Source organism: Paraburkholderia sp. RL18-101-BIB-B (genome assembly GCF_046026985.1).
Classification (GTDB): Bacteria; Pseudomonadota; Gammaproteobacteria; order Burkholderiales; family Burkholderiaceae; genus Paraburkholderia.
In genome coordinates, this window is the sequence record NZ_JARESV010000003.1 from 21,310 (window position 1) to 42,173 (window position 20,864).

At 63.1% G+C, this 20,864-nt stretch carries 21 protein-coding genes; 6 read left to right on the forward strand and 15 right to left on the reverse strand.

Annotated elements, in window-relative coordinates:
• Nucleotides 1–14: 14 nt before the first annotated feature.
• The 5 genes from tssC to P0D73_RS05980 form a co-directional block, all read right to left on the reverse strand.
• A complete protein-coding gene (tssC, locus tag P0D73_RS05960; RefSeq protein WP_132374463.1) occupies nt 15–1,532 on the reverse strand; it encodes a type VI secretion system contractile sheath large subunit in 1,518 nt (505 codons plus the stop codon).
• A 10-nt stretch (nt 1,533–1,542) separates the two neighbouring features.
• Nucleotides 1,543–2,064, reverse strand: coding sequence for a type VI secretion system contractile sheath small subunit (tssB, locus tag P0D73_RS05965; protein WP_408176714.1), 522 nt, complete (start codon nt 2,062–2,064; stop codon nt 1,543–1,545).
• A gap of 47 nt (nt 2,065–2,111) precedes the next feature.
• The gene (gene tssA / locus P0D73_RS05970; RefSeq protein WP_408430313.1) at nt 2,112–3,152 is read right to left on the reverse strand and encodes a type VI secretion system protein TssA; all 1,041 of its coding nucleotides are present in this window, start codon (nt 3,150–3,152) and stop codon (nt 2,112–2,114) included.
• Nucleotides 3,153–3,311: 159 nt separating this feature from the next.
• On the reverse strand, nt 3,312–3,815 hold the full coding sequence (locus P0D73_RS05975) for a DUF3455 domain-containing protein (protein WP_408311314.1): 504 nt from the start codon (nt 3,813–3,815) through the stop codon (nt 3,312–3,314).
• Between the two features lie 51 nt (nt 3,816–3,866).
• Entirely contained in the window at nt 3,867–4,622 is a 756-nt protein-coding gene (locus P0D73_RS05980; protein WP_408430316.1) for a superoxide dismutase, read from the reverse strand.
• A 172-nt stretch (nt 4,623–4,794) separates the two neighbouring features.
• Here P0D73_RS05980 and P0D73_RS05985 point away from each other — a divergent pair, with 172 nt between their 5' ends.
• The 3 genes from P0D73_RS05985 (at nt 4,795) to P0D73_RS05995 (ending at nt 6,287) form a co-directional block, all read left to right on the forward strand.
• On the forward strand, nt 4,795–5,052 hold the full coding sequence (locus P0D73_RS05985) for a hypothetical protein (RefSeq protein ID WP_408282305.1): 258 nt from the start codon (nt 4,795–4,797) through the stop codon (nt 5,050–5,052).
• 10 nt (nt 5,053–5,062) lie between these two features.
• Nucleotides 5,063–5,512: an ester cyclase gene (locus P0D73_RS05990; RefSeq protein WP_408430318.1), complete on the forward strand. Its 450-nt coding sequence runs from the start codon at nt 5,063–5,065 to the stop codon at nt 5,510–5,512.
• 394 nt (nt 5,513–5,906) lie between these two features.
• Nucleotides 5,907–6,287, forward strand: a complete 381-nt coding sequence (locus P0D73_RS05995; RefSeq protein ID WP_408176706.1) for a DUF1090 domain-containing protein — start codon at nt 5,907–5,909, stop codon at nt 6,285–6,287.
• A 36-nt stretch (nt 6,288–6,323) separates the two neighbouring features.
• Here P0D73_RS05995 and P0D73_RS06000 read toward each other — a convergent pair whose 3' ends face one another.
• On the reverse strand, nt 6,324–7,274 hold the full coding sequence (locus P0D73_RS06000; protein ID WP_408176705.1) for a GlxA family transcriptional regulator: 951 nt from the start codon (nt 7,272–7,274) through the stop codon (nt 6,324–6,326).
• 160 nt (nt 7,275–7,434) lie between these two features.
• Here P0D73_RS06000 and P0D73_RS06005 point away from each other — a divergent pair, with 160 nt between their 5' ends.
• Entirely contained in the window at nt 7,435–8,775 is a 1,341-nt protein-coding gene (locus tag P0D73_RS06005) for an epoxide hydrolase family protein (RefSeq protein WP_408430320.1), read from the forward strand.
• An 83-nt stretch (nt 8,776–8,858) separates the two neighbouring features.
• Here the strand turns inward: P0D73_RS06005 and P0D73_RS06010 are convergent, their stop codons facing one another.
• The 9 genes from P0D73_RS06010 to P0D73_RS06050 all read right to left on the reverse strand — a co-directional run bounded on the left by P0D73_RS06010 (nt 8,859) and on the right by P0D73_RS06050 (nt 18,602).
• The gene (locus P0D73_RS06010; RefSeq protein ID WP_408176703.1) at nt 8,859–9,542 is read right to left on the reverse strand and encodes a hypothetical protein; all 684 of its coding nucleotides are present in this window, start codon (nt 9,540–9,542) and stop codon (nt 8,859–8,861) included.
• A complete protein-coding gene (locus P0D73_RS06015; RefSeq protein ID WP_408430322.1) occupies nt 9,539–10,945 on the reverse strand; it encodes a selenium-binding protein SBP56-related protein in 1,407 nt (468 codons plus the stop codon). The genes P0D73_RS06010 and P0D73_RS06015 overlap by 4 nt, the downstream gene beginning before the upstream one ends.
• A 327-nt stretch (nt 10,946–11,272) precedes the next feature.
• The gene (locus tag P0D73_RS06020) at nt 11,273–12,151 is read right to left on the reverse strand and encodes an ABC transporter permease (RefSeq protein ID WP_408176700.1); all 879 of its coding nucleotides are present in this window, start codon (nt 12,149–12,151) and stop codon (nt 11,273–11,275) included.
• Nucleotides 12,148–12,978, reverse strand: a complete 831-nt coding sequence (locus P0D73_RS06025) for an ABC transporter ATP-binding protein (protein ID WP_408430324.1) — start codon at nt 12,976–12,978, stop codon at nt 12,148–12,150. The genes P0D73_RS06020 and P0D73_RS06025 overlap by 4 nt, the downstream gene beginning before the upstream one ends.
• A gap of 70 nt (nt 12,979–13,048) precedes the next feature.
• Nucleotides 13,049–14,101, reverse strand: a complete 1,053-nt coding sequence (locus P0D73_RS06030; RefSeq protein WP_408430327.1) for an ABC transporter substrate-binding protein — start codon at nt 14,099–14,101, stop codon at nt 13,049–13,051.
• Nucleotides 14,102–14,170: 69 nt separating this feature from the next.
• Complete coding sequence (locus P0D73_RS06035) at nt 14,171–15,079, reverse strand: TauD/TfdA dioxygenase family protein (RefSeq protein ID WP_408252783.1); 909 nt, start codon at nt 15,077–15,079, stop codon at nt 14,171–14,173.
• Between the two features lie 184 nt (nt 15,080–15,263).
• Entirely contained in the window at nt 15,264–15,842 is a 579-nt protein-coding gene (locus tag P0D73_RS06040; protein WP_408430329.1) for a c-type cytochrome, read from the reverse strand.
• Nucleotides 15,835–17,112 carry a sulfite dehydrogenase gene (gene soxC / locus P0D73_RS06045; RefSeq protein WP_408430332.1) on the reverse strand — a complete coding sequence of 426 codons (1,278 nt, stop codon included), beginning with the start codon at nt 17,110–17,112 and terminating at the stop codon, nt 15,835–15,837. Before soxC ends, P0D73_RS06040 begins: the two co-directional genes overlap by 8 nt.
• Nucleotides 17,112–18,602 carry an MFS transporter gene (locus P0D73_RS06050; protein WP_408430335.1) on the reverse strand — a complete coding sequence of 497 codons (1,491 nt, stop codon included), beginning with the start codon at nt 18,600–18,602 and terminating at the stop codon, nt 17,112–17,114. The genes soxC and P0D73_RS06050 overlap by 1 nt, the downstream gene beginning before the upstream one ends.
• 291 nt (nt 18,603–18,893) lie before the next feature.
• Between P0D73_RS06050 and P0D73_RS06055 the strand changes: the two genes are divergently transcribed.
• The gene (locus tag P0D73_RS06055) at nt 18,894–19,961 is read left to right on the forward strand and encodes an ABC transporter substrate-binding protein (protein WP_132374446.1); all 1,068 of its coding nucleotides are present in this window, start codon (nt 18,894–18,896) and stop codon (nt 19,959–19,961) included.
• Nucleotides 19,962–19,979: 18 nt separating this feature from the next.
• On the forward strand, nt 19,980–20,840 hold the full coding sequence (locus P0D73_RS06060) for an ABC transporter permease (RefSeq protein WP_408176690.1): 861 nt from the start codon (nt 19,980–19,982) through the stop codon (nt 20,838–20,840).
• Nucleotides 20,841–20,864: the final 24 nt, after the last annotated feature.

The window sequence follows — 20,864 nt, forward strand, 5'->3', positions numbered from 1 at the left end:
TGTACTCGTGTGCGTCAGGCGGCTTTGGCCGACGGCAGCTTCGAGACGAGCCGCAGCGACACGGTCAGCCCTTCGAGCTGATAGTGCGGACGCAGAAAGAATTTCGACGTGTAATAACCCGGATTGCCCTCGACTTCCTCGACCACGACTTCCGCCGCCGCGAGCGGACGACGGGCCTTGGTCTCTTCGGACGAGTTCGCGGGGTCGCCATCGACGTACTGAAGAATCCAGTCCTGCAGCCAGCGCTGCATATCGTCCTTTTCCTTGAAGCTGCCGACCTTGTCGCGCGCGATGCACTTGAGGTAATGCGCGAAACGGCTGCATGCGAACAGGTAAGGCAGCCGCGCGGCCAGATTCGCGTTGGCGGTCGCATCCGGATCTTCATATTCGATCGGTTTGTTCAGCGACTGCGCGCCGATAAAGGCCGCAAAATCCGAGTTCTTCTTGTGAACCAGCGGCATGAAGCCGTTCTTCGCCAACTCCGCTTCGCGCCGGTCGCTGATCGCTATTTCGGTCGGGCATTTCATGTCGACGCCGCCGTCATCGGTGGGGAACGCATGCACCGGCAAGTTCTCCACCGCGCCGCCCGACTCGATGCCGCGAATGCGCGAGCACCAGCCATAGGTCTTGAAAGAGCGATTGATATTGACCGCCATCGCGTACGCGGCGTTCGACCACGCGTACCGGGACGCATCGGTGCCGGCAGTGTCTTCCTCGAAGTCGAATTCCTCGACCGGGCTCGTCTTGGCCCCATACGGCAGGCGCGCAAGAAAGCGCGGCATGGCGAGGCCGATATAGCGCGAATCCTCGGAGTCGCGCAGCGAGCGCCACGCGGCGTGCTCGGGCGTCTGGAATATCTTCGTCAGATCGCGCGGATTCGCCAGCTCCTGCCAGGAATCCATCAGCATCACCGCAGGGTCAGCGCCCGCGATGAACGGTGCATGCGCCGCAGCGGAAATCTTGCCCATCTGGGTCAGAAAATCGACATCGGGGCTGCTATTGTCGAAGTAGTAGTCCGCGACCAGCGCGCCGTATGGCTCGCCGCCGAACTGGCCGTACTCCTCTTCGTAGAGCTTCTTGAAGAGCGGGCTCTGATCCCACGCGACGCCTTTGTATTTGCGCAACGAGCGATGCAGATCGGACTTCGAGATGTTCATTACCCGCAGCTTCAGGCTTTCGTCGCTTTCCGTATTCGTGACCAGATAGTGCAGGCCGCGCCATGCGCTCTCCAGCTTCTGGAATTGATCGGTGTGCAGGATCACGTTGATCTGCGCGCTGAGCTTTTCATCGATTTTCGCAATCAACGATTCGATACTCGCAAGCGCATCGTCCGACACGCGCTGGGTGTCGAGCAATGCCTGCTCCGCCAGCGTGCGCACCGCGTTCTCGACGGCCTCGCGGGCCTTGTCGGTGCGCGGGCGAAACGCCTTTTGCAGCAGCTTCTGAAACTCGCCGGATGAACTGGTGTCGTCGACCTGCTGCTCGGCCGGCTGCTGCGTGCTCGTGGATTGCTCCAGGTTGGTATCTGCCATGGTGGCTCCTTTATTCCGAATCGTCGGTTTGGCTCGTTTGCGGCTTGGGCGCGGCGGCGAGCGCGCTCAACAGCGCCGGGTCTTCGAGCAACTGGCCGACGAGTTTTTCGGCGTCGGTCTTGCCATCCATGTAGGTGAGCAGGTTCTGCAGCTGGCTGCGCGCCTCGAGCAGCTTCGCGAGCGGCTCGACCTTGCGGGCGATCGCAGCCGGCGAGAAGTCGTCCATGCTCTCGAAGGTCATGTCCACGCCGATCTTTCCTTCGCCCGTCAGCGTGTTGTCGACGTGCATCGCGACGCGCGGCTTCATCGAGCGCAGCCGCTCGTCGAAGTTATCGATATCGATCTCGACGAACTTGCGCTCGGTAACCGGCGGCAGCGGCTCTTGCGTCTGACCCGACAGGTCCGACAGCACGCCCATCACGAAAGGCAGATTGACCTTCTTCTCCGAGCCATAGACTTCGACGTCGTATTCGATCTGCACGCGCGGCGCACGATTGCGCGCAATGAACTTCTGACTGCTTTCCTTGGCCATCCTGTGATCCTCCTCAGTGAAAACAATGTGATGCGACGCGATTCGAATCAGGTGGCCGGCAAATCGGCGGCCGCCGTTCCAATCACCTGAGTCAATTGCGCGAGCCCTTCCGGCGCGAGTTCCTTGAGCAGATCGACGAACGACTTGTCGATCAGGCCGCGCGCACGTGCGAGCAGGAGCGGCACCGGGCTCGCGGGCTCGTGCCTGGCGTAATACGTGCACAGGCGGTCCAGCGTCGCCGCGACGTCGGCGCGGCTCGAGATAACGTCACCGGCCGCCGCGGACCTCGTTTCGGTTGCGCGATCGCCCGCCGGCGCGGCTGGCTCCGCCGCGATGCCCTGCTCCTTCAGGCATCCGCCCAGCAGTGCTCCCGCCCGGCGAAGCAAGGTCTTGAGCGCGTGCAGTTCGAGCGCCTGCGTCACGCCCACGCGCTCCGTCAACACGCGTTCGAGCGCCTCGGCGTTGGCGAGCGCCATGTCGGATGCGGTCTTCGCGCGCAGCGCCGCTTCCGGCGACGAGGCCGTGGCGGCTTCGATCTCCGCAAGGCTCATGACCCCACGGCCGTCGGGGGCAACGGTCTCGCCATTCGCATACGACCACTCGCGCAAGGTGACAGGCACGTCATGCGGCACGAGCCGGCAATCCATGAGCTCGGCGAGCAGACCGGCTGCATCCACGAATGCGGCGAGTGCGTTGATCCGCACGGTGGGATCGTTGCCGTCGCTCGCGTCGAGTTGCGGATGGACGTGATCCCAGTTGCGATCGAGAAGCGCCGCGGCAAGCGTGAGGCCATCCGCGAGACCGGCAATACCCTCGTGAGCAAGCCGCGCTCGCGCAAGCCACGCGACCACACGCAGGTCTCGCGTGCGCGCCATCAACTCGACGCACAAGGCGTCCGTCGCCGCCCAGTCGGGCGGTACGGCGGCGACGAGCGTGGCGCCATATTCCACTTCAGGACGTCCGCCGACGGCTTCCTCGAGTTCGCGGAATCGCGGGTCGTATTCGAGATCAGGGCCGCACGGCGCTTCATCCGACAGCCTGTCCAGCCATTCCGTCCAATCTTGATGAGCGATGAATTCAGTTTTCATGGTCTGCGTTGTGCGTTGAAACCAGGCGGTCCGTTCATTTGCCTCTTGCTTCATAAAACACGCGAACGGCCCCTCTATTCCATCGACTTTTAAACTGTAGTAATCCGAATTAATTTGACCGGTCACCATGCGCGAGAGGCCAACGTCTTCCGCCGCTTGCTACTTAAAAAAAGTATAAGTGGCGATGTACGGCGAGTTGCCCGCCGCGTGTTCGACGGTGCAAGGCGCTGTTGGCGCCGCGCCGCCTGCGGTCATCGTGCGTTGCACGTAGCGCACCTCGCTCAACATGCCCTGCGCGCCCGTCGAACGTGTTTCCAGCAGGAGCTGCGGTACGCCGTTCGGCGTGTCGCTCGGCATCTGCGCGAGAACATGGCCCACGATCCGGCTGCCGTCGCGGGCTTCCCAGGACGGTCCCGCCGAATGCTCGATCACCGCGGCCCCGCTGGAGTCAAACAACGTGGCGCGCGGACTGCGGAACACCCAGCCGAGCGTGTGCTTCGCATCGTATTCACACGAGTAAATCTGCACGCCGGATGCGGTCGCGCTCAGGAGCGCTCGCGCATCGGGTGGGTCGATCGGCGCGGCGCCGGCTGACGTGCCGACTACCGCCAACAACCATACGGCGCTGATCGAATGGCGCGTTCTGCGTGACAAGCGAATCATGGCGATGCTCCTTGTTGACCCGATATGATGAAAGCCTGCAACCGCCCCTCGTCAGACGCGGTCGAGATTGGCCGAGGCGAACGCCCAGTTCAGGTGGCGCGAGACCGTTGCAACGAGATAGTCCGGCCGGCGGTTCTGGTAGTCCAGGTAGTACGCGTGCTCCCATACATCGACGGTGAGCAGCGGCACGAGTCCGCGCGTGAACGGCGTCTCCGCGTTGCTCGTCTTGACGACCGCGAGTTCTCCGCGATCGAGCACGAGCCATCCCCAGCCACTGCCGAACTGCGAGGCCGAAGTCGCAACGAGCGTCTTGCCGAGCGCATCGACGGAACCGAACTTGCGCACGATCGCCGCCTGAAGCTTCGCGCTCGGCGCGCTCGGCGCCGGGCTCAGCGAGTTCCAGTAGAAGTTGTGGTTCCATGCTTGCGCGGCGTTGTTGAAGACGTCGGCGAGCGCGGGCTGGTCATGCGACTGCATGATGACCTGCTCGAGCGATGCCTGTTCGAGCGGCGTGCCGGCAAGGAGCTTGTGCAGATTGCCGAAATACGCCCGGTGGTGCTTGCCGTGATGAATGCCGATGGTGCGCGCCGAAATGGTCGGTTCGAGCGCATTGTCGGCCCATGGCAGGGCCGGCAGCGTTTGCGGCGACGAGCCGAGAAATGCCGGAACGACACTCGTCGCCATGCTTGCGGCGGGCTCGGCGTCGGGAGTGGTCGCGCCGGACGCAAGCTTCGAGAACAGCACGCCGAATGAGGCCATGGACCCCGCCGCCATCAGACGCCGCCGGGAAATGAAGGAGTTGAGCATGTTTGAGCCTGTTGTTGTGTGGGCGACCAGTTCACCCGGTCTGCTGACACAACACCTCGTCATTGCGATCTATTCCACGCCGCTTTGAAATCTCCGCGCGCGGCTGCCGGCGGGATAACAGTCGTTACCTGACTATTCCTTGCACGTGAAGAAACCGCCAGCCGGAGATGCGATGAAAGCGAGAATGACCATTGAAAAATGGTCGATTCCCTACGAAAAAATTACGACGGTCGGAGGGCGCCCGTTTCGACTGCGGCCGGCACGCGTGTCGATGGATGGGCGCATCCGTTATCCCCTGTCCAATGCTCAACTGGAATTGCGCGCAACGCGAGTATTGCAGCAAGAAACGGAAGGCGGCCGACTGCTTGCGCCCATATTGTTCAGGCAGAGGGAAGCGATTGCGTTTTCCTCGTTCAACCACAGTCAATGAGGAATTCACCATGTCCAAAGAAGATGACAACAAGGCCGTCGTGGGCCGCTGGTTTACGGATTTCTGGGGCAAGACCTGCAACCTCGGCATCGTCGACGAACTCGCCGCTCCTGACATGCATCTTCAATACTCGCTGCACGAGCCGCGCCGTGGCCGCGAAGACATCAAGGCCTTCATGACCGGTTTCCGCGAAGCGTTCCCGGACCTCAACTTCTGGGGCGCGGCCGATCTCATCGCCGAAGGGGACTATGTCGTGGGCCGTTGGGAGGGTGGCGGCACGCATACCGGTCCGGCATTCCGCGATTTCCTCGTCGGCTCGTTGCCTGCGGCGACCGGCCGGACCATGCGCTTCACCGGCACGACCGTGTTGCGGCTCAAGGACGGCATGATCGTTGAAGAAATCGGCCTGGACGATGGCGTCACCGCCCTGCAGCAACTCGGACTCATCAAGCCAGTGTGATCGAAGACGCGGCGCTGCCGGTATCGCTCGACGTCGCCGTGTGCCGATAACGGGCGTCGACCGTGAATGTCAACCTTGAGTTTGCGGCGCAGTCATTCAACGCGACGACGTTGACCTTTGCTTCGATTGACTGCGCCGTAACGCAATCAAAGTCTGATCAACCAGCTAAAGTCTGCCACCGGCAACAAGCAAATCCATGAGCCGTGCAAGAAGGATAAACTGGTCGGCCGAAAAGTCACTGCTCAAGCTGAAACGTCCAAGAACAAGCAATGCATTTTGAGTTAGACGCTCTCGCCGATCAGACTTGCATTGATCAATTCCGGATGACGAAAGCGCCAGCATCGCTGCAAAACGCACGATGGAAGAACAACAAACCACGATTGTGAGGTCTCTCATGAAAACGGCGGTCAAGGTATTCCTGCTCGGCATGGTTGTCTATCCGATGGTTTGTTCTGCTCAAGCAAACGGCTGCGATGCGAAGCGCAGTTCGATCGAAAAAGAAATCACCTACGCGCAAACGCACGGCAATGCGAAGCGCGTCGATGGTCTGGAAACCGCCCTCGCCCAAATGAACGCGAACTGCACGGATGCCGTGCTGCGCAGCGAGGCGCAACGCAAGGTGGTCGCGTCGCAAAAGAAACTGGCTGAACGCGAGCACGACCTGCAGGAAGCGAAGGCCAACGGCAAGAGCGCGAAGAAAATCGCCGAGCGGCAACGCAAGGCCGATGAGGCGCATGCGGAGCTTGAACGGGTGCAACTGGAAGCGTCGCAGTAAGCCGACGTGCTCGGCACCGTCTACAGAGTGGTCGTCTTATCGCTCACCCGGCCGGGCCTCACGCCGCATCTCCCGCGGCGGCACGCCAAATCCGCGCATGAACACTTCGCGCATATGCCGGCGATCGCGAAACCCCGTCTCTTTCGCGATCACCTCCAGCGAGTGCCGGCTCTTTTCGATCATCAACCGCGCGGCTTCGAGCCGCAGCCCCTCGATCGCCTTGGCAGGCGACTGTCCCGTCTCCAGGGTGAACACCCGGCTGAACTGCCGCGGGCTTAGGTGCGCCTGACTCGCGAGTTCCTCGACGGTGAGCGGCCGGCTGAGATGCTTGCGCGCATAGTTGAGCGCGTCCTGGATGCGGTCGGACTTGGGTGCGAGATCGAGCATTTCCGAATGCTGCGACTGGCCACCCGAGCGCCGCTGATGCATCACCAGCTTGTGCGCGACTGAACGCGCGATATCGGCGCCGAGGTCCTTCTCGACCATCCCGAGTGCGAGATCGAGTCCAGCAGTCATGCCGGCCGAGGTCCAGATCGGGCCATCGACCACGTAGATGCGATCTTCGTCGAGCTGGATGTCCGGAAACCGGCCCATCATCTCGCGGGCATACGCCCAATGCGTGGTCGCGCGCCGGTTCGCGAGCAGCCCTGCTTCGGCCAGTACGAAACCACCTGTGCAGATGCCCGCGATGCGCCGCGCGCGCATCGCCGCCTTGCGCAGGAACTTGAGCACTTCGGCAGACGGCGGCGCGGTGAGCGGGTTGTTGACGCCCGCGGCGATCCACGTGTCGATCGCCATGCGCCCGCCAAGCGGTCGCGTGCCCACCGCCATGCCGAGCGACGAACGCACCTCGCCACCCGCTACCGAAAAGTTCTCGATGCTGTAGAAGGTTTCGCCCGCCGCAATGTTCGCGTACTCGAAAACCGACTGTGACGCGAGCGCCATCACCTGAAAACGATCGCCCAACAAATATCCGATCCGGTGCATGGCGGCCTCCGCGCTTCGTCAAGTCAAACATCCGATGAATTCGATGTCCTTAATCATGACCCTATCCGTCATTTGAGCCACCGTCAATCCGTACCACAATGGTCTTACGCACATTGTGCACGGTTGCAAATTGCGCACTTTTATTCAAGGAGACATCCCCATGCCCATGGTTTCGACGGCGCCAATCCGGCGCGGCTCGTTCGCCACTTCAGCCGCCGCCCTGGCGCTTTCCGTGGCCGCGGCCTTCAGCTACACCGAGCCGGCTTCGGCCGCGGATCAGCCTTCCGCGAGCCCGCGCGTCGCGGCTGAAGACGACTCGATCCGCCCGTTCCACATCCATGTCCCGGACGACACGCTCGTCGACCTCCGCCACCGCATTGCGGCGACGCGGTGGCCCGACAGGGAGACGGTTGCCGATCAATCGCAAGGCGTGCAGGAAGCCAGAATTCAGGCGCTGGTGCAGCACTGGGGGACGAACTACGACTGGCGCAAGGCGGAGGCCAGGCTGAATGCCTTGCCGATGTTCGTGACCACGATCGACGGCGTGGATATCCAGTTCATCCACGTGAAATCGCGCAATCCGCACGCGCTGCCGCTGATCATCACCCACGGCTGGCCAGGCTCGCCGCTAGAGATCGAAAAGGCCATCGGTCCGCTGACCGATCCAACCGCTCACGGCGGCCGTGCGGAGGACGCCTTCGATGTCGTCATTCCCTCAATGCCGGGCTACGGCTTTTCCGGCAAACCCATGGGGGTCGGCTGGGGTCCCGATCACATCGCGCGGGCGTGGGACGTCCTGATGAAGCGCCTCGGCTACAAGCAGTACGTGTCTCAAGGCGGCGACTGGGGTTCCGTGATCGCGGATGCGATGGGGCGTCAGGCTCCCGCCGGCCTGCTCGGCATTCACGTCAACATGCCCGCGACGGTGCCGCCGGATGTCGCGAAGGCACTCAACAGCGGCGAGCCGGCGCCGGCCGGGCTGTCGAATGGGGAGAAGGCGGCGTACCAATCGCTCGCCAACTTGTACAAAAAGGGTGGCGGGTATGCCGCCATGATGGTCACGCGCCCGCAAACCGAGGGCTACGGCCTGGCTGATTCGCCCGCGGGCCAGGCCGCCTGGATGTACGACAAATTCGCGGCGTGGACCTATAGCGGCGGCGATCCCGAGCGCTCGCTCACCAAGGACGAGATGCTCGACGACATCACGCTGTACTGGGTCACGAACACGTCGACCTCATCGGCGCGGCTTTACTGGGAGAACAACAATAACAACTTCAACGCGCTGGAACAGCGTACCGCTGAGATATCGGTTCCGGTTGCCGTCACGGTTTTTCCCGGCGAGATCTATCGGGCGCCGCGAAGCTGGACCGAGCGCGCCTATCCCAAGCTCACTTATTTCCATGAGGTGAACAAGGGCGGTCACTTCGCTGCATGGGAACAGCCGCAACTCTTCACCGAGGAGCTTCGCGCGGCGTTCAGACCGCTGCGGCAATATCAATGATGTCCCGCCGGTTGCCGCCGCACGCGAATGCACGGCGGCAACCGGCGGCAAGAGCCGGCCTGGCGAAACGCACACGCGCCCGATCACACCTCGCCGCTGACCACCGCGGCATTAAGCGCCAACGAGAGCGCGCCAACCAGGACAAGACTCAACGCCCAGACCGCATCCAGATTGAACCAGCTCCGCGACACGAACTTCAACCCCAGGTAGCGGTAGACCAGCCAGGCCAGAAGCCCACCGGCAACCATCATCGCGCACGCATGCACACCCGAGACAAGCAGCGCCATCCCCAGATTCGCTTCGATCAGAGTCTGCGCGGCCCGATGTCCTCGATCCATGTCGTAAGCGCTGCACAGTCCGAGGTAAATCGGTACGAGCATCAGTCCCGCACCGTGCGCAATGGCAACGGCGAACGACCACAGCGCGAGCCGTGACGGCGGAATCCGCACGAGGACACGCGGATGACGTCGCCGGATCAGCAGGACAACGCCAAAGCCGATCACGAGCACGCTGGCGCCGATCTGGATCTCGCGCTGCCAGGCAAGCAGGATGGCCAGCATGGCGAACGGCAGCATCACCAATAACACCGCCAGCACGTGTCCAACCGCAAGATAGATGAGCGCGCTGAACAGCGCCCGCGCGCGCCGCTCCATCAAGCCGCTCGACACGGCGAGCGGCCATCCCATCGCCGGGTTGATCCCGTGATAGAGACCGCTCGCCAGAATGGCCAACCACAGGCCGGTCTGCGACCAGCCTCCCCCGATCAAACGCCCACCGACGGGTAACAGAACGAATCGGTCGAGCAGTCTCCGCCTTCGAGCCGGATCTGGTGGGCCCGGTATCCGTCTGGAAACGACACCCAATAGTCATCGGCCAACGCGAGCCCGCCGCCGGGCTCGGCCCGCGCCATGACCTGCGCACCCGGCACGCCGTCCGGATAGAACTGGTTGTCCCAGGTCGAATAGAGCGAGTTGGTCCAGTAGACCCGCTTGCCGTCGCGGCTGATCTCCACCATCTGCGGGCCACCCGCAAAGGTCTTGCCGTTCGGATGAGGCGTGCGCCGCACGATCCCGCCGATGTGAACCGATCCCGTGAGCTTCGGCTTGCGCGGTTCCGTCACGTCGTACTGGCGCATCTCACCGGTGCCCCAACAGGCGACATAGAGGAATTTGTCGTCGATGGAGAGATCGATGTCGGTGACGAGCGGCGGCACCGCGCCGAAACCCTGCAGCAGCGGCGGCAACTGTTCGGTGGCCGCGGGTTCGGGCGGAATGGTGGCGGTCTTCTCGATGTGAAACTCGCCCCCTTCGCGCCACCACGTCCAGATCGACCCTTCCAGGTTCGTCGTATCGACCACGACGCCGATGAAGCCGTACTCCCGGCTCGGATCGTGCGCGGGCCGCACTTCTAGCGCCATCTGATGGTTCGCGCCGAGGTCAAGCGTCTGCACGTTGCGCCGGCCCCGCAAGTCCCAGAAGTGGATGCGGTGCCCGTATTTGTTCGACAGCAGATCCTCGGGGACGATGCCGTTCTCGAATTGCGGCGGCAACGCCCATTCGCTCGACACCATATAGTCGCGCGGCAGGTTCCACCAGAAATCGTAGTGCTTCTCCTGCATCCCGCGGTCGATCTCCCAGCGGCCCAGGACCTCGAACGTTTCGCAGTCCATGATGAAGATGCCCGGCGGCCCGTCGGTGCCATCTTTGCCTGCGCCGCCGAGCGTGCTGACGTAAATCCCTTCCGGCCCGCAGTGAACCGTGTGCGGGCGCGAGTAGCCCGTTTTGCGGAAAATCTCCTCGGGCTCGATGATCTTGTGAATCTTCGCCTGGGTCGGATGCGGATCGGTGTCGACGATGTAAATGCGTGAAGAACGCATGCCCGGAATGATCAGATAGCGTCGCTCGAGGAATGCGTGGCCGGTCAGCGGCGAGAGCGACGACGAACAGGCATTCCAGCCGAAATGATGGAATTCGTCCCCCTTGTACGGCACCGGCACGGTGTGAACCACCTGGCTGTAAGTGGGCGAACCGGGCTTCACGTCGATGACGGCGAGCGCGTCGGGCTGCGAGAAATCGGGGCTGAGAAGCACGGTGTAGGCGTACTCCTCCGCGGGCGCATCCATCGCGAGTTTCGGTGATGCATGGAACGTGGGATCTGGGCGCATACCCATGGCGGGAGTCTCCTTGTCTATCTGATTCGGGGCCAGGGCTTTTGCGTATTCACCGTCACGGACGGCCCGCTTGCCTTGTTACGAAACATCGTGTGTCAATGAGAAGCACGGCCCGATGGTGGCGAACCGTGGCGCACCCTTAGATTTGTAGTTCACGGCGGCAGCGACAGCAACCGGGAGTTTCGTCAGGTTTTGTGCAGCGCACCTTTCGTCATACTTAGGCGCCTTCTACACTAGAGTAGTCGCCAGCACCAGATAGTTCGACAGGATCGTTGCGCAACCGTTCAGTTCTTGCGGCGCGCGCAGGTGGCGCCATGATTGCGGCCGTCAGTGCTGCACGCCCCAGCGCCGTACGGTCACGCGTTCGAGCGTATCGAACACCAGATGCTCGATCAGCAGGCCGATTACGATTACCGCGGCGAGGCCCGCGAAAACGCGGTCGGTGTACAGTTCGTTGCGATTCTGGAAGATGTACCAGCCGAGACCGCCGCTGCCGGAACTCGCGCCGAACACGAGTTCGGCCGCAATCAGCGTACGCCAGGCAAACGCCCAACCTACCCGCAAGCCCGCCAGAATCGCCGGCAACGCCGCCGGCACCAGAATCAACAGCACATGGCGCATGCCGGTGAGCCCGTAGTTGCGGCCGGTCATGCGCAGCGTCGCCGGCACCGACTGAAAACCGGAATAGGTGTTCAGCGCCAGCGGCCAAAGCACCGAATGGACCAGCACGAACAACAGGCTCCCGGTACCGAGGCCGAACCAGAGCAACGCGAGCGGCAACAGCGCGATAGACGGCAGCGGGTTGAACATCGCGGTCAGCATCGACAGGACATCGCGGCCCAGACGCGTCGACACGGCGAGCGACGTCAGCACGAAGGCGAGCGCCGCGCCCAGCAGATAGCCGCGCAGCAGCACGGACATCGACACCGCCGTTTTTTGCAGCAGTTCGCCCGACCACACGCCTTGTACGAACGCACTGAACGTCGCGCCGAACGTCGGCAACAGCAGATCGTTGTCGATCGCGCGCGCGGCGATTTCCCAGATACCGATCAACACCAGCGCAATCAGCGTCTTGCGCAACCAGCTCTGCGCGAAGAGGCGCTTGCCGAGCGGCAGCGGGGCTTCGAGCACGAGCTCGCCGAGCGGTTCGAGCGGACGCTCGTACTCCTCGCGAACCGGCGGCAGCAAGGTGGCGGGAGAACTCATTGCACGGCCTCCGCCTCTTCGAACAACAGGTGATGAATACGCGCGACGCTGCGCTGAAAATCGCTGCGCCCAAAACTGTCCTGCGAAAATTGATGGCTGTTGAGCTCCGCACGCACGCGGCCCGGATGGGGCGACAACAGCAGAATGCGGTTGCCCACCACCAGCGCTTCTTCGATCGAATGCGTGACGAACAGCAGTGTGAAGTTCACCTCTTCCCACAGACGCAATAGCTCTTCCTGCATCTTGCGGCGAGTCAGCGCGTCGAGCGCGGCGAAGGGCTCGTCCATCAGCAGCACGCGCGGCTGCATCGCCAGCGCGCGCGCAATCGCGACGCGCTGCTTCATGCCGCCCGACAACGTATGCGGATAAGCGTTGGCAAATGACGCAAGCCCCACCTTCTCCAGATAATGCAGCGCCCGTTCGTTGGCCTCCGCACGCGAGAGCTTCTTCGCGACACGCAGCGGAAAGGCCACGTTCTGCAATACGGTCTTCCACGGCGGCAACTGGTCAAATTCCTGAAACACGACAATGCGATCGGCGCCGGGGCCTCGGATAGTCTGACCGTCGAGCGAGATGCTGCCGGATGTCGGCTCGATAAAGCCGGCCACCGCCTTGAGCAACGTCGACTTGCCGCAACCGGACGGTCCCAGCAGCACGAAACGGTCGCCGCCGTAGACGTCGAAACTCACGTCATGGGTCGCGCGCACGATCCGCTCACGCGTGCGGTATTCGAGGTTGACGTTTTCGACCGCAAGCAATTTTTCGCTGGTCGCCGGCGCGGTTGCTTCAGCGCGGTTCGGAAACAGCACAGTAGGATTGGCCACCATCAGATCGCTCCCTGTAAGCCGACCACTCGGGCCGATAGATATCCAGCGATGCTCGCGTATGCACTCATGTTCAGCTTCCGGTGGCGGTCGCCGGGTCGTCGAAGAAGTAATCCTTCCAGGACTTCGGTTCGTTCCTGATCACGCCGACGCGATGCATGAACTGCGCGAGTCCGAACGTGTTCTGCGGTGCGACCTTGAACTGCACTTGCGGATCCTTGATGACTTTCAGCAGCAGATTGCGGTCGATCTTCGACTGATTCGTGCGGATATAGATATCGGCCGCGGCATCGGGATTCGCCGTGATGAAGCGCGCCGCGTCGGCGAGCGCGTCGACGAATGCGCGGTACGTCTTCGGATTGTTGTCGCGGAATTTTTCCGTTGCGTACAGGACGGTCGCCGAACTCGGGCCGCCCAGCACGTCGTATGAATTGAGCACGATGTGCGCCTTCGGATTGCCCGCCAGTTCCTGCTCCTGAAACGGCGGATTGCCGAAGTGTCCGGTGATTTCCGTGCCGCCCGCGATGATCGCCGCGGCCGCGTCGGGATGCGGCAAAGCCTGCGTGAACTTGTCGAGGCGGTTGTAATCCTTGTCGCCCCAACGTTTCGCCGCCGCATATTGCAGCACGCGCGATTGCACCGACACGTTGACGGCCGGCACCGCGATGCGGTCCTTCTCGCTGAAGTCGGCAATCGTCTTGACGTCGGGATTGTTGCTGATGAGGTAATACGGCAGATTGCCGAGCGACGCCACGCCCTTCACGTTCTGCTTGCCATGCGTACGATCCCAGATCGTGAGCAACGGGCCCACGCCCGCGCCGGCGATATCCACCGCGCCGGAGAGCAGCGCGTCGTTGACGGCGGCGCCGCCCGAGAGCTTCACCCAGTCGACCTTGATATCGAGCCCCTGCTTACGCCCTTCCTTCTCGACGAACTGCTGATCTCGCGCCACGTTCAGCAGCAGATAGACGATGCCGAACTGCTCGGCCACGCGAATCTGCCCTTCGGCATGCGCGGGCGTGGCTGCGCCGAGACCGGCCGCAGCCGTCGACAGAGTCAGCAGCGTCGCGGTCAAACGGCGAGCGAAAGACGACCGCGCGGCGGTCGGGCGAAACATGGCGAGCATCGGAACTCCGGTCAGCGTGTGAGCGTGTAGTTTTGGTAAAAGCAGTGGTCAAAGCGGGCCACGTTGCCGTCAGAACGGCACGTCGCCTTCAATCGTCGTGCGATACAGTTTGCGGCGCAGATGATCCGGCGTGCCGGCCGCGAGATGCATCAATGAGCGGTTGTCCCAGAACACCATGTCGTGTTCGGCCCACTGATGGCGGTACAGATGCTCGGGCCGCACGCTATGCGCGAATATTTCGTCGAGCAACTGCTTGCTCTCGTCTTCGGGCAAGCCGATCACGCGGGTCGTGAAATGCTCGCCGACAAAGAGCGCCTTGCGTCCGGTCTCCGGATGCGTGCGCACGATCGGATGCACGACCGGCTTCACCTGCGCGATCTGCTCGGCGGAGAGATTCGGGCGCCACGGGCTGCGCTTTTGCAGCTCGGCGTATTTCGCGAGATACGTGTGCTCCGCCGAACGCCCTTCCACCGCGGCGCGCAAATGCGCGGGCAACGTGTCGTACGCCAGGTGCATGTTGGCGAACAGCGTGTCGCCGCCTTCTGCCGGCAGTTCCTGCGCGTGCAGCAGCGAGCCGAGGCTCGGCTTCTCCTTGTACGACAGGTCGGAATGCCAGTAGTGACCGGCATCGCCGAGACCGATCGGCTGGCCATTCTCGACGATGTTCGAGACGACCAGCACCTCCGGATAGCCAATCAGCTGGAACTGATGCAGCACATGAATCTGCAGCGGACCGAAGCGGCGGCTGAAGGCGATCTGCTGATCCGGTGTGATGCGTTGGTCGCGAAACACCAGCACGTGATGATCCAGATGCGCGCGGTGAATGCGGCGGAAATCGTCGTCGCTCAGCGGCTGGCCGAGATCGAGGCCCAGCACTTCCGCGCCGACGGGGCCGTCGAAAGCGCGAATTTCGATGGGCTGAGCTTGATGAACGCGGCCAGTCTCGCTGGCGGCGGTAGGTGCAAAGGCAGTCGTCACAGGAAACTCTTCGTCGAATCTGTTCGGAAACGCCGGCTAGGGCGCAGTCAGACGAATTTACCGGCGCGGGCGCGCGCCGACAACGAAGCAAATCCGATACTGTTATCTGCTGGAGTGATAAACCCGATGCTTTAACGCGTTCCGGGCAGTTGATCGCCTCTGGATGCATCCATGCATCGAGCCTTTAAAGTCGCCCAAGACGTGGATCGGCAACGAAACCATCGCGATTAGGCATGACCACGCGCGGCAGCGACGCCGCGTCAAGCCGCGTATTCGCCGGCACGATGCCGTTCTGGTTGAGCAGGAATGCGCTCACCGCATACACCTCGTCGGCGGAAAGCGATTCGGGCGCGTTGTAGGGCATCGCGCGGCGGATATAGTCGAACAGCGTGGTCGCGTACGGCCAATAGCTGCCCACCGTGCGCTTCGGCTTTGCGCTCGTCAACGTGCCCTGCCCGCCTATGAGCTGATCGCCGAGACCGCCTTGGCCCTGCGCGCCGTGACAGGCCGCGCATTTCGCGGCAAAGATGTGCGCGCCCGTGGCGACGTCGCCGCTGCCCGCCGGCAGGCCGCGGCCATTCGGCGCGATGTCGATGTTCCATGCGGCGAGGTCTTGCTCGGTAAGCGGCGTGCCGATGTCGTGACTCGCATCAGCGCTGCGCGCGCCCGGCGTCACCGATGAACACGACGTCAGCGCCGTCAGCGCCAGCAGCACGGCCAGCGCCGCACGAGCAAGCGTGTATCGCGAAAGCCTCTCACGCATTACGCACCTCGCCGCTTGCGTCCACGCGCCACTGCTGAATCGCGTTGTAGTGGTACTGCGAATTCAGCCCGCGCGCGGCGACGAGTTCGGCACGCGTCGGCTGCACATAACCGGTCGAATCCGTAGCGCGCGACAGAACCGCGGCGGCGCCGCCGTCCCACCGCCAGTCCGCCTCGAAGCGCGTCAACGCGCGATCATGGATCGCGCCGACGAGACGCGCGGCGCGCCACGTCGTCCCGCCATCGGTCGAGACCTCGACCTTGCGGACCGTGCCGCGCCCGGACCAGGCCAGACCGGTGATCGGGTAATAACCGTGCGTGGTGAGCCGATGCCCCGGTGACGGCCGCGTGATCACCGACTTCGCGTCCATCTCGAACGCGAACTGACGCGCGGTGCCGTTCGCGAGCAGGCTGGTGTACTTCGAGGTTTCCTCGCGCGTTTGCAGTGGTGCGTCGACCACCTTCAGCCGACGCAGCCACTTGACGTTGGTATTGCCCTCGAATCCGGGGACGATCAGACGCAACGGATAACCATTCTCCGGACGCAAGCGTTCACCGTTTTGCGCGTACACCACGAGCGCGCGATCGAGTATCCGTTCGAGCGGCAAACTGCGGGTCATTGCAGAGGCGTCGGCGCCTTCCGCGATTAACCAGCCGCCCTGTGTTCCGTTGCCGGACACCGATACACCGCCGACCTCTTCCAGCAAGGTGGAAAGACGCACGCCGGTCCATTCGCAACACGACAGCAGACCATGTGTGAGTTGCACGGGCATGCCGCTGGGCCCGTTCCATTCATTGCCGGTATTCCCGGAACATTCGAGAAAATGAATCCGCGATTCGGATGGCAGGCGCAGCAGGTCGTCCATCGTGAACAGTTTCGGCGTCCGCACGAGTCCGTGAATCGCGAGCCTGTGTTGATCGGGATCGATATCGGGCACGCCGCCGTGATGACGTTCGTAGACGAGACCGTTGGGCGTGAGCGTGCCGTGCAAATCGGCGAGCGGGGTCATCGACGAAGCCGCGCCGGGCAGCGGCCATGCGCGTGCGCTGCGCCGCACGACATCCGCCTCATGCGGCGACGGCACGCCGTACGGATGCTCGAGTATGGGCGCGCCGGGCACGCGGCTCGACGGCGCGACCTCGAGCGGCTTGAGCAATTCGCTCGCTGCCGCAGCTTGCGAAGCAACGAGGCTGCCGAGTGCCAAACGGCCAAGCACGCGACGGCGACCGCGCGACGGCGGCGTATCCGGTTGAGCGATACGCGCAGGCATTATCGCGTTCCCGTCACGGCTGGCTCCGCGTAATCCTCGCCGTCGATGTCATAGCCCGACGGCTCCCACCGAATCACCAGCAACGTGAGCAGCGAACTCAGCGGCGCGATCGCGATCAGCCAGAACACCTTCGTGCCGAGCGCGGCGGCCAGCACCGGAAAGAGAAACAGCGAGACCGTCGAGGCGGAGCGCACCAGCGTCTGGTTGAAACCCACGCCGATCCCGCGCAATGAGGTGGGATAGCTCAGCGACGCATACGTCATCGAATGAGAGCCCGGTCCGAAACCTTGCCCGAACAGATAGCCGCCGAGCAGCAGGATCGCCACCACGACGAGCGCACCACTGCCCGGTTTGCCGATCAGCGCGAGTCCGATCAGCGAGGCGAACTGCAGCGCGTGTCCGAGCACCGTCATTTTCCATGCGCCGACCGTCGGCGCGGTGCGCACGCCGATCAGGCCGCCGACGAATGCGAACGCCAGATTCAGCGCCAGCGCGGCGATGATCGTCGTGAGCGGCCCCTGCTGGAAGAAGCTGGTGATGATCACCGGCAAGCCGAAGATGATCGCGTTGTAGCCGAACGAGGAAGCACTGCCGATCACCGCGGCGAGAATCGTGCGGCGGCGATACGTTGCGTTGAAGAGCACACCGTAGTTGCGCCATGAAGCGGCACGCGGCGCTTTAACCGGCGTGTCGCTTTTCTCGACCACAGCATCCACGCCATACGAGCGTTTCAGGATGCGGGCGGCTTCGTCGAGATTGCCCTGATTCGCGGCCCACACCGGCGATTCGCTGATATAACGGCTGCGCACGAGAATGATCGCGATGGCGGGCACGGCGCCAAAGGCCAGCGTCAGACGCCACAGCCAGCCAAGCTGATGCTCGGGCAAAATCGCGTAGAGGCCGAGGATCAGCAGATAGCAGGTACTCGTGGCCGCATACCACGCCGGGCACCACGCGGCGACGCTGGCCGCCTTGTTGCCCTTGCCCGCCACGCGCGAGAACTCCGCGAGAAACGCCATCGCCACCGGCAGATCGAGACCGACGCCGAAACCCATCAGAAACCGCGCGCCGCCGAGCACCCACGCATTCGGCGCGAGACCGGCCGCGATCGCGGCGACCACGAAGAACAGCATGTCGGCCATGAACACACGATAGCGGCCGATGCGATCCGTCAGATAACCGCCGAACAGCGCGCCGAGAATCGCGCCGAAGGTAATGGCCGATGAAACGAAACCCACCTGGACCGGCGACAGCGAGAACTGACGCGCGATGTCCTTGATCCCATAAGCAAGCGAGGTCAGATCGTAAGCATCCAGAAAGACACCGCCGAGCGCGATGGCAATCACGATGCGCGCATTGCTGCCCTTCGCGGCGCCGGCATTGACGATGCGCGAAACGTCTTGCGCGCTACGGATGATAGCGGGCCGCGCCGCGCTGTCGGCGGGCGTTTGAGCGTCGACGGCGGTCGACGGAAAAGCAACAGTGGACATGATCCGGGCTTCACATGAATGGCTGAAGCGTTGCATGGTAGCCATGCGATTCACGCCGGCAAAACGACGAATTCAACTATGCAAATCGGGATTTCCGCGCTGGCTTCATGGCGCGCCACGCAGTGGCGCTGCCCGTCGCACGGTTCGCACTTCTGCAGATTTTCTTATCTGCAATGATTGGTTGGATTCGAGCGCACGCGAATCTAACGTGTAGTTCCGGCGACCGGCGCGCCGGTTATCCGCCAACCCGAGCTTTTACACCGCTCTCCAACCCTCGATTGGTATTTGCGCATGCGCTATTTCCGTCTGCTGAAGTCTTTCGTCGCCGTGGCGACCCTCTCGCTTGCCGCGGCTCACGCCTATGCCGACAAGCCCGCGGTGATCCGCATCGGCGTCGCGCAGCAAGGCACGGGCGATCCGCCCTCCTTCGGCGGCTCGCCGGCGGCGACCGTGCAATTGCAGCAGTCACTCGAAAAGGAATTCGCCGCCGACGGCATCAAGGTCGAGTGGCTGTTCTTCAAGGGCGCGGGCCCGGCGGTCAATGAAGCGATCGCCGACAAATCGCTCGACTTCGCTTTCCAGGGCGATCTCCCGGCGGTGCTCGCCCGCGCCAATGGCCTGAAAACGCACTTGCTGCTCGCCTCGGGCGTGCGCACCGGCATCAAGGTCGCGGTGCCTGCCGATTCGGATGTGCGTTCGATCAAGGACCTGAAGGGCCGGCGCGTGTCGATCTTTCGCGGCACCAATCTGCAGCTCGTCGCCGACAACGCGCTCGCCGCGAATCAGCTAAACGAGCGCGACCTGCGCGTGATCAATCTCGACACCGCCAGTTCGCTCGCGGCGCTCGCCTCCAAGGGCATCGACGCGTCGGTCAACGATTACCACGTCTACAAGCTGCGCGATCAGGGCCTTGCGAAGGTGGTCTACGAATCGCAGAACGACGGTCCGCAATTCACGCGGCAGTCGCACCTGCTTGTGGTCGATGACTTCGATCATGCGCATCCGGACATCGTGCAGCGTGTCGTCAACGTGTTCGTGCAAGGCGCGCAATGGTCCTCCGACGAAGCGAACCGCGATGCCCTCTTCAAGCTATGGGCCAAAAGCGGCGTGCCCTATTCGTCGTGGCAGGCCGAGTTCGCCAATCAGAAGCTGAAGGATCGCAACTCACCGTTGATCGATCCGTTCATCGTGGGTCGCTACAAAGCCGTCGCGACGGATGCGCTGAACCTCAAACTGATCCGCCAGCCGGTCGAGGTCGATGGCTGGTTCGAAACGAAATATCTCGACAATGCGCTGCGCACGCAAAAGCTCGACCACTACTGGACGCGTTACGACGCTGCGGGCAAACCGCTCAGCTAATCCACCGGAGCGATCACGATGAGCGACACCGCAATCCAGGTCGAACGCGAACGGCTCGCGTCGTCCACCACGCCGCACGCGCCTCACGTTCCGCTGTTTCGCGAGCCGCGCCTGCGCGCGCTCGCGTGGCGGCTCGCGCCGTGGGTCTTGCCCGCGCTGCTGTTCGCGCTGTGGGCCGTGGGTTGCGAACGCGGCTGGATCGCGCCGCAGATTCTGCCGCCACCCGAGCGCGTGTTCGGGACGCTGCTCGAACTGGCAAAGAGCGGCGACCTCGCGCGCAATACGCTGGTCAGCCTGCAACGCGTGCTGCTCGGTTTCGGCGCGGGCACGCTGCTCGGCTTCGCGCTCGGCGCGGCGCTGGGGTTGTCGCGCACGCTCGAGGCTTACGTGCTGCCGAGCTTCAATGCGCTGGTGCAGATTCCGGTGCTCGGCTGGCTGCCGTTCCTGCTGTTGCTCGTGGGCGTGGGCGAGCCGCTCAAATACATCCTGATCGCGCATGCGGCGCTCGTGCCTGTCACGTTGAGCACGCTGCAGGGATTCCGCCAGACACCCGCCGCGCTCGATGAAGTCGCGCGCGTATTCGAATACAGCGGCTGGCAGCGGATTGTCTATCTCATACTGCCCGCGGCTGTACCGACGCTCGCCACGGGCGTGCGGCTCGCGTTCACCAAAGCCTGGCTCGCGCTGGTGGTCGTCGAACTGGTGGCGTCTTCCGAAGGGCTCGGCTATCTGATCGTCTACGGGCGGCAACTTTTTCAGCTCGATCTGGTGATGGCGTCGGTGGTCGTGGTCGGCGCGATTGGCTATGCGGTGAACCGTGCGCTCGATGCGCTCGAAGCGCGTTTGCGGCGCGGACAGCCGTCGGCGTTTCGCGAGTGATCGCATCAATCGCACCCATGGCGC